The 14618-nt window shown below is 68.9% G+C and carries 12 protein-coding genes; all 12 read right to left on the reverse strand.

Annotation, left to right across the window (positions count from 1 at the left end):
- Positions 1-7 precede the first annotated feature (7 nt).
- The 12 genes from tilS to bamA all read right to left on the reverse strand — a co-directional run bounded on the left by tilS (position 8) and on the right by bamA (position 14616).
- Positions 8-1312, reverse strand: a complete 1305-nt coding sequence (gene tilS, locus O9280_RS03150) for a tRNA lysidine(34) synthetase TilS (protein WP_298338609.1) — start codon at positions 1310-1312, stop codon at positions 8-10.
- A 102-nt stretch (positions 1313-1414) separates the two neighbouring features.
- Positions 1415-1819, reverse strand: coding sequence for a phosphate ABC transporter substrate-binding protein (locus O9280_RS03155; protein WP_298338613.1), 405 nt, complete (start codon positions 1817-1819; stop codon positions 1415-1417).
- Between the two features lie 14 nt (positions 1820-1833).
- On the reverse strand, positions 1834-2961 hold the full coding sequence (locus tag O9280_RS03160) for a porin (protein ID WP_298338616.1): 1128 nt from the start codon (positions 2959-2961) through the stop codon (positions 1834-1836).
- A 215-nt stretch (positions 2962-3176) separates the two neighbouring features.
- Complete coding sequence (locus O9280_RS03165; protein WP_298338619.1) at positions 3177-4136, reverse strand: acetyl-CoA carboxylase carboxyltransferase subunit alpha; 960 nt, start codon at positions 4134-4136, stop codon at positions 3177-3179.
- Positions 4137-4241: 105 nt separating this feature from the next.
- Positions 4242-7733 carry a DNA polymerase III subunit alpha gene (gene dnaE / locus O9280_RS03170; protein WP_298338622.1) on the reverse strand — a complete coding sequence of 1164 codons (3492 nt, stop codon included), beginning with the start codon at positions 7731-7733 and terminating at the stop codon, positions 4242-4244.
- Positions 7734-7794: 61 nt separating this feature from the next.
- A complete protein-coding gene (locus tag O9280_RS03175) occupies positions 7795-7977 on the reverse strand; it encodes a hypothetical protein (RefSeq protein WP_298338625.1) in 183 nt (60 codons plus the stop codon).
- 151 nt (positions 7978-8128) lie between these two features.
- Entirely contained in the window at positions 8129-8728 is a 600-nt protein-coding gene (gene rnhB / locus O9280_RS03180; RefSeq protein WP_298338628.1) for a ribonuclease HII, read from the reverse strand.
- Entirely contained in the window at positions 8725-9882 is a 1158-nt protein-coding gene (lpxB, locus tag O9280_RS03185; RefSeq protein WP_298338630.1) for a lipid-A-disaccharide synthase, read from the reverse strand. The genes rnhB and lpxB overlap by 4 nt, the downstream gene beginning before the upstream one ends.
- Positions 9882-10667 carry an acyl-ACP--UDP-N-acetylglucosamine O-acyltransferase gene (gene lpxA, locus O9280_RS03190; protein ID WP_298338633.1) on the reverse strand — a complete coding sequence of 262 codons (786 nt, stop codon included), beginning with the start codon at positions 10665-10667 and terminating at the stop codon, positions 9882-9884. Before lpxA ends, lpxB begins: the two co-directional genes overlap by 1 nt.
- The gene (gene fabZ / locus O9280_RS03195; protein WP_298338636.1) at positions 10664-11131 is read right to left on the reverse strand and encodes a 3-hydroxyacyl-ACP dehydratase FabZ; all 468 of its coding nucleotides are present in this window, start codon (positions 11129-11131) and stop codon (positions 10664-10666) included. Before fabZ ends, lpxA begins: the two co-directional genes overlap by 4 nt.
- The gene (gene lpxD / locus O9280_RS03200; RefSeq protein ID WP_298338639.1) at positions 11128-12159 is read right to left on the reverse strand and encodes a UDP-3-O-(3-hydroxymyristoyl)glucosamine N-acyltransferase; all 1032 of its coding nucleotides are present in this window, start codon (positions 12157-12159) and stop codon (positions 11128-11130) included. Before lpxD ends, fabZ begins: the two co-directional genes overlap by 4 nt.
- A gap of 6 nt (positions 12160-12165) precedes the next feature.
- The gene (gene bamA / locus O9280_RS03205; protein ID WP_343228722.1) at positions 12166-14616 is read right to left on the reverse strand and encodes an outer membrane protein assembly factor BamA; all 2451 of its coding nucleotides are present in this window, start codon (positions 14614-14616) and stop codon (positions 12166-12168) included.
- Positions 14617-14618: the final 2 nt, after the last annotated feature.

Raw genomic sequence — 14618 nt, forward strand, 5'->3', positions numbered from 1 at the left:
CCGAAGTTTACCCGTGCAGGTCGCCGGGCTGCCAAAGCAGGCGCGCGCCGTGGGCACGAAGCCAAGCGTCGAGCGCGGCCCCATAGGCGAGATCGCCCAAGGCCTGCAGGTCGCCGTCCCCGTCCACGAGCAGCGGCACGGTGTCACGTGCCCAAGGCGGCACGCCGAGCGCCGCGAAATGCGTCTGCAGCGAGCGGGCGTGCCGGTCGCCGGCGGCACGGAAGCGCGCAGGGGCGTCGCGTCGCGCGACCCACCGGAGCGGTGCCTCGAAGCCCTCGGCGCCGAGCAGGCGCAACGTGCCTTCGGCGCCGTGGCCCAAACGCAGCGGGGCGCGGCCGTCCCACGATTGGCCAGCCGGAGCGCCGCGGGCCTCGGTGGCGTCGCGTGGGCTGAGCCAGAGCCGTCCGCCCCATTGGCGCAGAGTGGTCTCGCCGAGCGGATGCTGGAGCGCCCGGCCGGTGGGCTGTCGCGACCAGTCGCCGAGCACGCGCTGGATCGCATCGCTGGTGAGCCGGAGGTTCCGCGATTCCGCCCACAGCCGCAGCGCGCGCGTGGCGCGTTCCTGCGGAAGAGCGCGCAAGGCCGACACCTCGACCACGTCATCGCGCAGCCCCAGCACCGCGGCAAGGTCCCGCTGCGCTTGCGCCCGCAGCAGGCCGTCCGCCTCCGCCAGGCGCCGCGCACTGGCGGCGAGCGCCGCGTCGGCCTGCGGCCAATGCCGACGCAGCAGCGGCATGACGGTGTGCCGAAGCTGGTTCCGGGACAGCCGTTCGTCGCGGTTCGAGGGGTCTTCGATCCACGACAGCCCGTGCCGCGTGGCGTAGTCCGCGACAGCCTCGGCGGGCGTGGCCAGCAGCGGGCGCCAGATCGGCCCGCGGGCATCGACGGTGTAGTCGCGCATCGCCGACAGCCCGCGCTCGCCGCTGCCACGCAGCAGGGCCAGAAGCAGGGTTTCCGCCTGGTCGTCGCGGTGGTGGGCGAGCACCAGGCATTCGTCGGCGCGACGCTCCGCGTCGAAGGCGGCGTAGCGCGCTTGGCGTGCTGCGTCCTCGAGGCCGCGGCCCTCGCGCTTCACGGCCACGCGGCGAACGGCGCAGTCCACGTTCCAGTCCCGCGCCTGCGCTTCGCAGCGCTGCGCCCAAAGGTCGGCGTCGGCATTCAGGCCGTGGTGCACGTGGATGGCGCGGAGCCCGGCCCAGGGCGCCTCCGGGAGCGTCGCCAGCCGGTGCAAAAGGGCGGTCGAATCGCGCCCGCCGCTGAAGCCGACGAGCAGTCGTCTCGGCGCGTTGGCGGGGAAGGGCGTCAGGTCCATCCGGCAAGCCTGCCGCTTGCCGCCCGGCCCACGCAAACCGCGGGGCCGGAAACGACAACGCCCGCCTCGGGGGCGGGCGCTGCCGATGCCACGGGGGCGCGATCAGAAGTCGAACAGCACCTTGACCGAGGCGTCCACGGCGCCGTCGCTGATGTAGCCGATGGCGCCGGGCGTCGAGGCCAGCTTGGCCTTGACCGCGGCGTCGTCGGCGAGGTCCTCCGGGGCCTTGGCGCGGCCGGTGAACACGAGGCGCGACCAGTGCGAGGTCAGCTGCGCGCCGGCACGACCGACGACACCCGATTCGAACGGGGCGCGGACGGGCCCTTTCTGGAACACGACGACGGCCGGCTGGCCACCGACCTGCGTGTTGCGGCCGAGGAAGATGGCCTGCACGCCGGCCTTGTCGAGGTTGGCTTGGCTGGAGCTCGCGGCGACCACCACCTTGCCGGCGAAGGCCGGCGAGGCAGCAGCAAAGGCGAGGGCGGCGATGATGAAGAAGCGGTTCATGGTCGTCCTCTCGGTCAGAACGTGAAGGTGAGGCCGACGGCGAATGAATCCGCATCGGCGCTGATGGGGGTCTTGTTCGTGTATTGGGTGTAGTCCGCCTTCAGCGCGATGTTGCTGGCCACATCCCAGCGGAGGCCGTAGCTCCAGTACGTGGCATCGAAGTCCTCCAAGAGCACGACGCCGGTCACGGCGGCGCGCAGCCCGGCCAATGGCGGGACGTTGGGCAGCAAGTCGACGGTTCGCGTCTTCGCCTTGTTGTCTCGGCGACCCCACGTGACGTTCGGCGTGAAGGCATTGATCCTGTACGCCGCTGCGAGGTAGTACTGGTTCCGATCACCGTACGAGGAGTTATCGATGGTGGTTCGAGTGAACTCTCCGCCGATCAGCCAATTCCCTCGGTTGACTTCCGCGGCGACGCCGAAGAACTGCGCGGGGTCCTTGTTGTAGTCGATGGCAGCAGCCACGTTGGCGAAGCCATTGTTGCTCAGCGCGTCCAACAGTGGGACGAGATCGTCGATGTCGACGGTGACATCGGCTTGGAGGTAGCTGGCACGAAGGGACAGCCAGTCGCCGTAGGTCGAGTCGACGTAGATGCCCACCAGAGTGTCGACCTTCTGGCTGATCGGCGGGCCCTCTTCGTTCGAGCCTCCGACAAGGCCGATGCTGTTGAACCAGTCGCCGGATCTGAAGGCGTAGCTGGCGCTGGCGCCGTCGAAGTTGCTGAACGTGGCGTTGTAGACGGCGCCCGACGGACGCAGCCACGGGTAGGCGTAACCCACTTCGAGGAAGTCCGAGTACTTGAAGAACGGCACGCGCTGTCGGCCGAACTTCGCCGACCAGCCGTTGCCGCCGTCCCAGGCGACATAGGCCCATGCGAACTCGGGCTCGAAGTCGTCGCGGCCGCGCGCGACCATCTGGGCGGTGGCGGACCATTGGTCGTTGAGTTCGCCGCGGACCTGCAGTGCGAACAGCGATTCGTCCTTGAAGTCCCAATCCGAGTCGTAGCCCAAGTCCGGGAAGGTGGTCCCGTCGGTGACGGTGCCGGCCACCATCTGGCCGAAACCGGTGATCTGGACGCTTTGTGCCGCAGTGGACGTCGCCGTAAGGGCGGCGAGGATGCCGAGGGCCAACAGGCGCTTCATCGAGAATTCTCCGAGAGGTGGTGACGCGAACAGGGCATCGGCCCCGGGCAGCGAAACTTTAACGTTTGCCTTCACGCGAACACTTGACGCCTATCCCGCATTTCATACGCGAGACACGCCATTTTGCGATTCCGTCAGCATTCCCTTGTCGCGGTGCGACATCGTGTCGCTAGGACGCCCTCACGGCGTGCTGCAACGCACCATCAAGCGGTCGCTCAGGCCGACGCGAACGCCCCGTACTTGCGCAGACGCGCGTAGCGGCGGTCAAGCAGGGCGTCCTTCGACAGCCCTTCGAGTTTCGCCAGTTCCGCCATCAGCGTGGTCTTGAGGGTCTGGGCCATCGCCGCCGGATCGCGGTGGGCGCCGCCCAGCGGCTCCTTGACGATGAGGTCGATGAGCCCGTTGTCCTTGAGCCGCGGCGCGGTGAGGCCCATGGCCTCCGCCGCGTCCTTGGCCTTGTCGGCCGACTTCCAGAGGATCGACGCGCAGCCTTCGGGCGAAATCACCGAATAGGTGCCGTACTCGAGCATCAGGGTGACGTCGCCGACGCCCACGGCCAACGCGCCGCCGGAGCCGCCTTCGCCGATCACCGTGCACAGAATCGGCACGCCGAACTCGGCCATCTCGAGCAGGTTGCGGGCGATGGCTTCCGACTGCCCGCGCTCTTCGGCGCCGATGCCCGGGTAGGCGCCCGGCGTATCGATGAACGTGAGGATCGGCAGCTTGAAGCGCTCCGCGGTCTGCATGAGGCGCAGCGCCTTGCGGTAGCCCTCGGGTCGCGGCATGCCGAAATTGCGGCGGATCTTGCTCTTGGTGTCGCGGCCCTTCTGGTGGCCGATCACCATGACGCTGCGGCCGTCGATGCGGGCGAGGCCACCGACGATGGCGGCGTCGTCGGCGAAGGCGCGGTCGCCGGCCAACTCGTGGAACTCCTCGGCGATCAGGCCGAGATAGTCGAGCGTGTAGGGGCGCTGCGGGTGGCGCGCCAGTTGGCTGATCTGCCAGGGCGTCAGCGTGGCGAAGATCTCGGCGGTGCGGGCCTTGAGCTTGTCCTCGAGGCCGCGGATCTCGTTCTCGATGTCCACGGCCGGGCCGGTGCTCGCGTGCCGGAGCTCGTTGATCTTGGCTTCAAGATCGGCGATGGGCTGTTCGAAATCGAGGAAGTTCGGATTCATTTGCTTGGAATTTGGAGGGCGTTCCCCGAGACATCCGGGGCCGCTAGAGCAAAGAGTCTAGCTGGCGGGGCGGGGTGCCGGCCATGGGGCAGGTTGCCCGGGCCTTCAGCCCTGCAGCCAGGGTTTGTGCAATTGGAGCTTGACCGCCTCGACGAAGGGCAGGTGGCGGAGGCGGGACAGCAGGTCGGAGGCCGTCCGCACCCCTTCCCGGCCGCCGAGGTCGAGGCTGCCGGCGGCCCCGGGGCGCTTGATGTCCAAGCGCAGCGGGGTGGGGCCGGGCCGGTACTCGGCCAGCAGCGCCTGGAGCTGCTCGAAGGCGCCCTTGCCCCGCAGGTCGGCGGAGACCGCCAACAGCCTCGCCCGGGAATCGATGATCGCCTTGAAGTCCCAGGCCTGCTTCACCCGCATGGAGAGCTCCCCGCTGACCCGGTCCGCGCCCACCTGGCCCTCGACGATGAGGATGCGGTCGCGCGACAGCAGGTGGCCGAAGCCGGTGCAGGCCTCGCGGAAGAAGGCCAGCTCGATCTGGCCGTGGCCGTCGTCGATCTGCGCGAAGGCCATGGCATCGCCGCGCTTGCGTACGTTGCCCACCAGCCCGGCGAGGATCATCGTCGCTTCGTTGCGGCGGTCCTTGCGCTGCGCCCAGGTGGCTTCGACCTCGCCGAGGTGGATGTTCACCAGCTCCGAGAGCTCTGCGCGCCACGGGTCGATCGGGTGGCCGCTGAGGTAGTGGCCCAGCGTCTCGCGTTCGCCGGCCAGCAGTTGCTCCAGCGGCCATTCGTCGCAGGCCGGCAGGTCGACCTTCGCCACCGGCGCGTCGGCGAAGCCGCCGAACAGCGACACCTGGCCGGCCGCGGCCGAGCGCGCGGCCTGTTCACTGGCCTTCACCGCCTCGGGCAACTGCAGCAGCAGCGAGGCGCGGTTCGGCGCGAAGCCGTCCAGCGCGCCGGCATTGATCATCGCCTCGACCGCGCGACGGTTCATCTTGGTGGGGTCGACGCGCTCGCAGAAATCCAGCAGATCGCGGAACGGGCCCTTCGCGCCACGCGCCTGCACGATGGCTTCGGTCAAGCCGGTGCCCACGCCCTTGATGGCGCCGAGGCCGTAGCGGATCGTGCGGGCGTCCGTGGCTTCGAACATCGTCGCCGAGTGGTTCGCCTTCGGCGGCAGCACGGTGAGCTGCAGCGCGCGGCACTCGTCGAGGAAGTTCACCACCTTGTCGGTGTTGTCCATGTCGGAGGACAGCACCGCGGCCATGAACTCGGCCGGGTAGTGCGTCTTCAGCCATGCCGTCTGGTACGAGACCAGTGCGTAGGCCGCCGCGTGCGACTTGTTGAAGCCATAGCCGGCGAACTTCTCCATCAGGTCGAAGACGGCGTCGGCCTTGGCTTCGTCGATGCCGTTTGTCGCCGCGCCCTCGCGGAACATGGCGCGGTGCTTGGCCATCTCCTCGGGCTTCTTCTTGCCCATGGCACGGCGCAGCAGGTCGGCGCCGCCGAGCGAGTAGCCGCCCAGCACCTGCGCCATCTGCATCACCTGCTCCTGGTAGACCATGATCCCGTAGGTCTCCTCCAGCACCGGCTTCACGCGCGGGTCGGGGTACTCGACCTGCTCCTTGCCGTGCTTTCGGGCGTTGAAGCTGGGGATCAGGTCCATCGGGCCGGGACGGAACAGCGACACCAGCGCGATCAGGTCCTCGAAGCGGTCGGGGCGTGCTTCGCGCAGCAGGTTGCGCATGCCCGAGGATTCGAACTGGAACACCGCCACCGTCTGCGCGCGGCTGAACAGTTCGAAGGTCGGGCGGTCGTCGAGCGGGATGCGCGCGATGTCGAGTGGCGCTTCGCCCTTCGCGGCGCGGCGCACGTTGATGGCCTTCACCGCCCAGTCGATGATCGTCAGCGTGCGCAGGCCGAGGAAGTCGAACTTCACGAGGCCGATGGCTTCGACGTCGTCCTTGTCGAACTGCGTCACCGCGCCTTTGCCACCCGTTTCCGAGAACAGCGGGCAGAAATCGGTGAGCGGCGTCGGCGCGATGACGACACCACCCGCATGCTTGCCCGCGTTACGCGTGAGGTCCTCGAGCTGGCGCGCGAGGTCCATCAGGTCGCGGACGTCGTCCTCGCGGGCGTAGCGCTCGATCAGCTCGCCCGAACGCATGGTGTCGTCGGTCTTGCCCTTCTCGGTTTCTCCCAGCGCGTCGTCGAGCGCGATGCCGAGCACGTTCGGGATCAGCTTCGCCACGCTGTCGACGAAGCCGTATGGGTGCCCCAGCACGCGGCCGCAGTCGCGCACCACGGCCTTCGCGGCCATGGTGCCGTAGGTGATGATCTGGCTGACGCGGTCGCTGCCGTACTTGCGGCTGACGTACTCGATCACCTCGTCGCGGCGGTCCATGCAGAAGTCGATGTCGAAGTCGGGCATCGACACGCGTTCCGGATTGAGGAAGCGTTCGAACAGCAGGTTGTAGGCCAGCGGGTCGAGGTCGGTGATGCCGAGCGCGTAGGCCACCAGCGAGCCCGCACCCGAGCCGCGACCCGGGCCCACGGGGATGCCGTGTTCCTTCCCCCAGTTGATGAAGTCGGCCACGATCAGGAAGTAGCCGGGGAAGCCCATCTTGATGATGACGTCGACTTCGCGCGTGAGGCGATCGGCGTAGTCCTGCGCGGTGAGTCCCGCCGCCGGGTCGTGCGAGGCGAGGCGCTTGGCGAGGCCGCGCTCGGCTTCCGAGCGGATCCACGTGTCCAGGGTCTCGCCGTCCGGCACCGGGAAGGCCGGCAGGTAGTAGGTGCCGAGGTTGAGCTGGAAGTTGCAGCGCGCCGCGAGGTCGACCGTGTTCGCCAAGGCGTCGGGCAGGTCATGGAAGAGGGCTTCCATCTCCTCCGTCGACTTCAGGTACTGCTCGGCGGTGAAGTCGCGCGGGCGCTTCGGGTCGTCGAGCACGCGGCCCGTTGCGATGCAGACGCGCGCCTCGTGGGCGTCGAAGTCGTCGCGGTCGAGGAAGCGCACGGCATTGGTCGCGATCGTGGGCAGGCCGCGCGCGGCGGCGAGTTCCAGTGCGGCGCGGTTGAAGGCTTCATCGCCAGGCTTCCCCGTGCGTGTCAGCTCGAGGTACAGGCGGTCGTCGAAGCGCTGCGCGTAGCGGTCGAGCAGCTGGGCCGCGTGGTCGTCGCGGCCGCCGCTGAACGCCTGGCCGAGCGGGCTGTCGGCACCCAGCGCAAGGATCAGGCCTTCGTGGTCCTCGAACAGCCAGTCGGGCCGCACGCCGAGCACGTCGCCGCGCTGGCCGTCGGCGTAGGCGCGGGTGATCAGGCGCGATAGCGAGAGATAGCCGCGGCGGTCGAGGCACCAGGCGGTGACGCGGCCCTGCACGGCCTCGCCGTCGTCGAGGGTGAGCTGTGCGCCGGCGATGGGCTTGAGGCCCTTGCCCTCGGTTTCCTTGAAGAACTTCACCAGCCCGAACAGGTTGGTCGGGTCGGTGAGCGCAACCGCCGGCTGCCCGCGCTGCGCGCAGCGCTTGGCGAGGTCGGGCAGTCGGATCGTCGAGTCCGTCAGCGCGTACTCGCTGTGGACGTTGAGATGGACGAAGCGGGGCGGCATGGCGGCGTCCGGGGCAGACGCCGCAGGCTACGTGCCCCGCCGCGGCGGGACAAGGCTTGACTCAGCCGGCGTAGCGGGCCGTCGCGTAGCTGCGCTGGCGATGCAACTGGCGGTCGAGGCGCTGCACCCGGTCGGCCAGCTGGCGCAGAGCCAGGTACTCCGCTTCGCGGCGCTGGTGCTCGGCGCGCGGCGACGGGTTGGGCGTCGGGGCGTGGGTGGGGTAGGGGCGGCTGGGGGCGTTCATGGCGGGGCTCGTCGCGGGTCTCGGGGCATCGCCGCGGAATGCGGCGATGTGGCGATGTGGCGATGTGGCGACAGTCTCCACGCGCTTCCGTCGTGCGGTAAGTCACAAAAGTCAGCATGACCACTGGCGCAATGCCGGAAGTCATGGCGCTTCAGAGCAGGCCCGGGGTCTGCGCGGCGCGCACGGGCGCGAAACTGCGCCGATGTGCCGGGCATGGGCCGAAACGGCGAAGTGCTTCGAGGTGCTCCGGCGTGGGGTAGCCCTTGTGCATCGCGAAGCCGTACTCCGGATGCGCCGCGTCCAGTTCACGCATCCAGCGGTCGCGGGCGACCTTCGCGAGGATCGAGGCTGCCGAAATCGCGGCGATCTTCGCATCGCCCTTGACGATGGCCTCGGCGTCCGCGCCGATGCCGGGTGGAACGCGATTGCCATCGACGAGCACGCGCGACGGCGCGACGGCGAGAGCAGCGACTGCGCGGCGCATACCCGCCATCGTCGCCTGCAGGATGTTGAGGCGGTCGATCTCGTCGGCGTGCACCAGCACGATCGCGAAGGCGAGCGCATCGGACTGGATCCGCGGGAACAGCGCTTCGCGGCGGGCTTCCGTGAGGGCCTTGGAATCACCGAGGCCGTCGATGCGTCGCGCCGGATCGAGGATCACGGCGGCCACTGCCACCGGGCCCGCCAGCGGGCCGCGGCCGGCCTCGTCCACGCCGGCGAGGCCGGGCAGGGTCCAGGAGGGGTCGATCATCGCGCCAGCAGCGCGGACACCGCTTCGGCGGCAGCGCGCGGCGTCGGGGCCCGGAGCGCCTCGTGCAGGCCTTCGAAGCGCAGGCGCTGGGCCGGCGTCAGGCCCTCGCGCAGCAGGCGCTCGATGTCCTCTGCCAACACGTCGGCGCGGCACTCCGCCTGCATGCGTTCCGGCACCAGCGATTCGCCGGCCAGCACGTTCGGCAGGCTGTAGCGCTCGACCTTCAGCAGGCCGAAGGCCTTGACGATGAAGTGCGTGAGCGGCGCGATGCGGTAGGCCACGACCATCGGCCGCTTGGCGAGCATCGCTTCGAGGGCTGCGGTGCCCGAGGCCAAAAGCACCGCGTCGCTGGCCACCATCGCCTCGCGCGCGCGGCCGTCGACGAGGTGCAGGGCTTCGTGCAGGGCGAGCGAGGCGGGATGCGCTGCGAGCAGGGCTTGGAAGCGCTCGCGGCAGCGCGGGTTCGCCATCGGGGCCAGCACGCGCAGGCCCGGGAGGCGCTGGCGCAGCAGGGCGATCGCGTCGAGGAAGACCGACCCGAGTCGCGCGATCTCGCTGCCGCGGCTGCCGGGCAGCAGGGCCAGCAGCGGGCCGTCGCCATCGAGGCCCAGCGCGTGGCGGGCGGCGTCGCGGTCCGGGTGCATCGGCAGCATCGCCGCGAGAGGGTGGCCGACGAAGCTCGCCTCGACGCCGTGCTTGGCGTAGATCGCCGGCTCCATCGGGAACAGGCAGAGCACGCGGTCGGCCGACGTGCCGATCTTCGCGGCGCGGCCTTCGCGCCAGGCCCAGACCGAGGGGCTGACGTAGTGCACGGTGCGGACGCCGCGCTGCTTCAGCCACTTCTCGAGCCCGAGGTTGAAATCGGGTGCGTCGATGCCGATGACGACGTCCGGCTGCCAGGCGAGCAGGCGTTCGCGGAGATCACGGCGGAGGCGCAGCAGGCGTGGCAGGTGCTTCAGCACCTCGACGAGTCCCATCACCGCGAGTGCCTCGCAGTCGTGCCACGCGGTGACGCCTGCGCCACGCATCTCTGGGCCGGCGACGCCGACGAACTCGGCGTCCGGGTGCAGGGCCTTCAGGTCACGGACGAGTGCGGCACCGAGCAGGTCGCCCGAGGCTTCGCCCGCGACCAGCGCGATGCGGAGCGGCGGCATCAGCGCAGCAGGCCGCGCTCGCTCGACTCGATGAAGGCGAGCATGCGGGCGACGTCTTCCGACGTGGTGGCGGCTTCCGCGAGCTGCTGCTTGGCCTCGGCCAGCGGCGCGCCCGACATGAACACGGCGCGGTAGGCGCGCTTGATGGCCGCGATGCGTTCGGCGTCGAAGCCGCGGCGCTTCAGGCCTTCCGAATTGATGCCGCGCGGCACCGCGTACTTGTCGGCGACGATCACGAAGGGCGCGACGTCGGCGTTGACCAGGCTGCCCATGCCCACGAAGGCATGCGCGCCGATGCGGCAGAACTGATGGATCCCCGCGAATCCACCCAGAATCGCCCAGTCCTCCACGACGACGTGGCCGGCGAGCGTGGCGTTGTTGGCGAAGATGCAGTGGTTGCCGATCACCACGTCGTGGGCGACGTGCACGTAGGCCATCACCCAGTTGTCGTTGCCGACGGTGGTGACGCCGCCGCCGTCGACGGTGCCGCGCGAGAACGTGGTGAATTCGAAGATGGTGTTGCGGTCGCCGATGACGAGCTGCGTCGGTTCGCCGTTGTGCTTCTTGTCCTGCGGCTGGCCGCCGAGGCTGGCGTGCGCATGGATCACGTTGTCCCGGCCGATGCGGGTCGGGCCGAGGATCGAGCAGTGCGAGCCGATGCTCGTGCCCACGCCGACCTCGACGTCCGGCCCGATCACGGTGAACGGCCCCACGGAGACGCCGTCGTCCAGCCGGGCCTTCGGGTCGATCATGGCGGTCGGGTGGATGGCGGCGTTCGCGTTCATGCGGCCTTGGTCTCCGCGCACAGCATCTCGGCGCTGGCCACTTCCTTGCCGTCCACGAGCGCCTTGCCTTCGTAGAGGGCCATGTTGCGGATGGTGCGCTTCAGCGTGACTTCGAGGATGAGCTGGTCGCCAGGCACCACCATCTTCGAGAAGCGGGCGTTGTCGACCTTCACGAGGTAGAACTGGCTCGGGCCGTTGTTTTCCGCGCAGGCCTTGCCTTCCGAAAGCATCGAGAGCAGGCCGCCGGCCTGCGCCATCGCCTCGATCACCAGCACGCCCGGCATCACCGGGTTGCCAGGGAAGTGGCCGGTGAAGTGCGGCTCGCTCGCGGTGACGTTCTTCAGCGCGACGATGCGTTGGCGCAGCTCGACGGACAGCACGCGGTCGACCAGCAGGAACGGGAAGCGATGCGGCAGCAGGCGTTCGATGCAGCGGACGTCGAGCGGGAAGGGGGGCAGGGTCATGGGCTGGAATCGTTCTTCTTGAGCAGGATTCTGGCGAGTCGGTCGAGTTGGCCGAAACGTGCGGCGTTCTTGCGCCATTCGCGCTTGGGCTGCAGGGGCGTCCCGGAAGCGTACTCCCCCGGCTCGTCCAGCGAATGGGTGACGAGGCTCATGGCGCCGATCGTCACCTTGTCGGTGATCTCGAGGTGGCCGATGATGCCGGCCGCGCCGCCCACCAGGCACCAGCGGCCGATGCGCGTCGAGCCCGCCACTGCCACGCAGCCGGCCATCGCCGTGTGCGCGCCGATGCGGACGTTGTGGCCGATCTGGATCTGGTTGTCGAGGCGCACGTCCTCCTCGAGCACGGTGTCGTCGATGGCGCCGCGGTCGATCGTGGTGTTCGCGCCGATCTCGCAGTCGTCGCCCACCACCACGCCGCCGAGCTGGGGCACGTTGATCCAGTGGCCACCATCCACCGCGAGCCCGAAGCCGTCGGCTCCGAGCACGGCGCCCGGATGGATGCGGACGCGCTCGCCAAGGCGCACGCGGCGGACGAGGGTGACGCGCGCCACGAGTTCACTGCACGCGCCGACCACGCAGTCCTCGCCGATCACGCTGCCGGCACCGACCACCGCGCCCGCCCCGATCAGGCTGCGTGCGCCGACGCTGACGAAGGCGCCGATGTGCGCGGTGGGATCGATGGCGGCGGTCGGGTCGATGTCCGCACTGGCGTGGACGCCCGCAGGGCGCGTGGGCACGCGCTCGAACAGCGCGGCGATGCGCGCATAGGTGGCGTAGGGATTCGCGCTGAGAAGCGCCGGTACCGGGCAGTGCTCGGCTTCCGCCGGGTGCAGCACCACGGCCGCCACGCGGGTGGCGGCAAGGTGCTTGCGATAGGCCGGGTTGGCGAGGAAGGCCAGTGCACCGCCAGCGGGCGCCTCCGCTTGCAGCGGCGCCACGCCACAGACCTCCGCGTCCTCGCCGCGCCACTCGAGCCCGAAGCGTTCGGCGAGCGCGGACAGCCGGAAGCGCGGGGTCGTCGCTTCCATCCGCCGTTAGAACTGTCCGCCGAAGGTGAACTGCAGGTTCTCGGTGCGGTCCGTTTCCTCGGAGCGGAACGGCGACGCCCACGAGATCGAGATCGGGCCCATCGGCGACTGCCACTGCAGCGCGATACCCGTCGAGGCGCGGATGTCGCCCGAGCCGAACTCGCGGGTGTTGCGCCACACGTTGCCGAAATCGAGGAAGGCCGAGATGCGGATGCCGCGCGAGTCGAACAGCGACGGGAAGTAGGATTCCACCGAGCCGATGGCCTTGAACGCACCGCCGAGCGACTGGCGGAAGTTGGAGTTGCTGCCGAAATCGAGCGAGGAGACCGGGCCAAGCGTGTTCTGCTCGAAGCCGCGCAGCGAACCGGGGCCGCCGGCGTAGAAGTTCTCGAAGAACGGCAGGCCGGCGTTGCCGGTCTTGCCGTAGCTGTCGCCGTAGCCGATCGAGGTGCGCGTCTCGACCACGAGTGCGCGGTTGATCGGCCAGAACTTCGAGAAGTCGTACGAGAGCTTGTAGTACTCGAGGTCCGAGCCCGGCAGCGCCACCTCGGCGCTGATGCGGTTGAACATGCCCGCGGTCGGCGCGTAGAAATCATTGCGCGTATCGCGGGCCCAGCCGGCCTGCATGCGCCACGCGTTCACCGTCCAGAGGCGGTTGAAGGCGACCTGTGTAATCACGCAAGGCTGCGGGACACCGTTGATGGGGTCCCGCGGCAGGCAAGGGAAGGCATTCGTGGTGTCGCCGGGGGCGAACGCGAAGCGCGCGCGGTCGCCGAGCGTGGCCACGAGGTAGTCGATCAGCTCCGGCGGCGTCGAGCCGTCGACCGAGGTCAGGTCGACCTTGTCGATGCCGATCGAGGCCGAGATGCTGTCCGTCTCCGAGAGCGGAAGGCCGAACACCGCTTCGAAGGCAGCGTTGTCGGTCTGGTAGCTGGCGATGTTGAAATCGCTGAAATCGTTCTCGCTGTACGACAGGTTGTAGCCCAGCGAGACGCCGCTGTCGGTGAAGTAAGGGTCCATGAACGAGAAGCTCACGCCCTTGCTGTAGCTGTTGTTCTGCACCGACACCGACACCTTGTTGCCGGAGCCGAGGAAGTTGTTCTGCGAGAGCGACAGCTGCACGCTCGCGCCGTAGAGCTGGCTGTAGCCGAGGCCGAACTGGAACTGGCCGAACTGGCGTTCCTTCACGGTCACCACCACGTCGACCTTGTCGGCTTCGCCGGTGACGGCCGGGGTTTCGATTTCGACCTCGTCGAAATAGCCCAGGCGCTGCAGGCGGATCTTCGAGCGGTCGATCGCGGCCTGCGAGTACCACGTGCCCTCGAACTGGCGCAGTTCGCGGCGCATCACCTCGTCGGCGGTGGTGTCGTTGCCCTTGAAGGTGATGCGGCGGACCTGCACGCGCGGGCCCGGGTTGACGACGAAATTGATCGCGACCTCGTTCTTCTCGCGGTCGATCGTCGGCACCGGATTCACTTCGGCGAAGGCGTAGCCGATGTTGCCGAGCACGGCGGTGATGCCGTCGGAGGTGAGCTCGAGCAGCTGGCGCGAGAAGGTCTGGCCTTCGCGCACGAACAGCATGCGCTCGACTTCCTCCACCGGCAGGATGGTGTCGCCGCTGACCTGCACCGACGAGATGCTGAACACCTCGCCCTCGGTCACGCTGGCGCCGATGGTCATGTCCTTGCGGTCGGGGCTGATCGCGACCTGGGTCGATTCGACGTTGAAGTCGACGTAGCCGCGGTCGAGGTAGTAATTGGTGAGCTTCTCGAGGTCGCCGGAGAGCTTCTCGCGTGAGTACTGGTCGTCGCGCTTGTACCAGGACAGCCAGTTGCTGGTGTTCGATTCCCAGCTCTGGCGCAGTTCGTCGTCGCCGTAGACGGTGTTGCCGACGATGTTGATGTCGCGGATGCGTGCGGCCTTGCCCTCGTCGACGGTGATGGTCACGTCGACGCGGTTCAACGGCAGGTTGGTGACGGTCGGGGTGATCGTCACCGAGTACTTGCCGCGGTTGTTGTACTGGCGGATCAGCTCCTGGGTCACCCGGTCGACGTTGAGCGGGTTGTAGGTCTCGCCCTCGGAGAGGCCGATGCCGCGCAGGCCCTTCAGCAGCTCCTCGGACTTGATGTCCTTGTTGCCGGAGAGGGTGATCTTGTTGATGGCCGGGCGCTCGACCACCTTGATGACCAGGATGTTCCCTTCGCGGGCCAGCGACACGTCGCTGAAGAACCCGGTCCGGAACAGCGCGCGGATCGCTTCGCCGGCGCGGCCCTGGTCGAGGGTCTCGCCGCGTTCGACCGGCAGGTAGGAGAAGACCGTGCCGTTCGAGATGCGCTGCAGGCCGTCGACGCGGATGTCCTGCACCTCGAAGGCGCCGATGGACTGGGCCATGGCGGTGCCCGACAGGGCAGCGGCGAGGGCGAGGGCGAGCAGGCGGCGGGTGGGGCGATGCGTCATGG

This window comes from Silanimonas sp., assembly GCF_027531545.1.
Classification (GTDB): Bacteria; Pseudomonadota; Gammaproteobacteria; order Xanthomonadales; family Xanthomonadaceae; genus Silanimonas.

What these genes read in the sequence shown, in the direction of transcription:
- O9280_RS03160 (WP_298338616.1), bottom strand. Translation starts at nt 2,961, where the DNA reads ATGAAGCGCCTGTTGGCCCTCGGCATCCTCGCCGCCCTTACGGCGACG.
- tilS (WP_298338609.1), bottom strand. Translation starts at nt 1,312, where the DNA reads ATGGACCTGACGCCCTTCCCCGCCAACGCGCCGAGACGACTGCTCGTC.
- lpxB (WP_298338630.1), bottom strand. Translation starts at nt 9,882, where the DNA reads ATGCCGCCGCTCCGCATCGCGCTGGTCGCGGGCGAAGCCTCGGGCGAC.
- dnaE (WP_298338622.1), bottom strand. Translation starts at nt 7,733, where the DNA reads ATGCCGCCCCGCTTCGTCCATCTCAACGTCCACAGCGAGTACGCGCTG.
- fabZ (WP_298338636.1), bottom strand. Translation starts at nt 11,131, where the DNA reads ATGACCCTGCCCCCCTTCCCGCTCGACGTCCGCTGCATCGAACGCCTG.
- O9280_RS03155 (WP_298338613.1), bottom strand. Translation starts at nt 1,819, where the DNA reads ATGAACCGCTTCTTCATCATCGCCGCCCTCGCCTTTGCTGCTGCCTCG.
- lpxD (WP_298338639.1), bottom strand. Translation starts at nt 12,159, where the DNA reads ATGGAAGCGACGACCCCGCGCTTCCGGCTGTCCGCGCTCGCCGAACGC.
- bamA (WP_343228722.1), bottom strand. Translation starts at nt 14,616, where the DNA reads ATGACGCATCGCCCCACCCGCCGCCTGCTCGCCCTCGCCCTCGCCGCT.
- rnhB (WP_298338628.1), bottom strand. Translation starts at nt 8,728, where the DNA reads ATGATCGACCCCTCCTGGACCCTGCCCGGCCTCGCCGGCGTGGACGAG.
- O9280_RS03165 (WP_298338619.1), bottom strand. Translation starts at nt 4,136, where the DNA reads ATGAATCCGAACTTCCTCGATTTCGAACAGCCCATCGCCGATCTTGAA.
- O9280_RS03175 (WP_298338625.1), bottom strand. Translation starts at nt 7,977, where the DNA reads ATGAACGCCCCCAGCCGCCCCTACCCCACCCACGCCCCGACGCCCAAC.
- lpxA (WP_298338633.1), bottom strand. Translation starts at nt 10,667, where the DNA reads ATGAACGCGAACGCCGCCATCCACCCGACCGCCATGATCGACCCGAAG.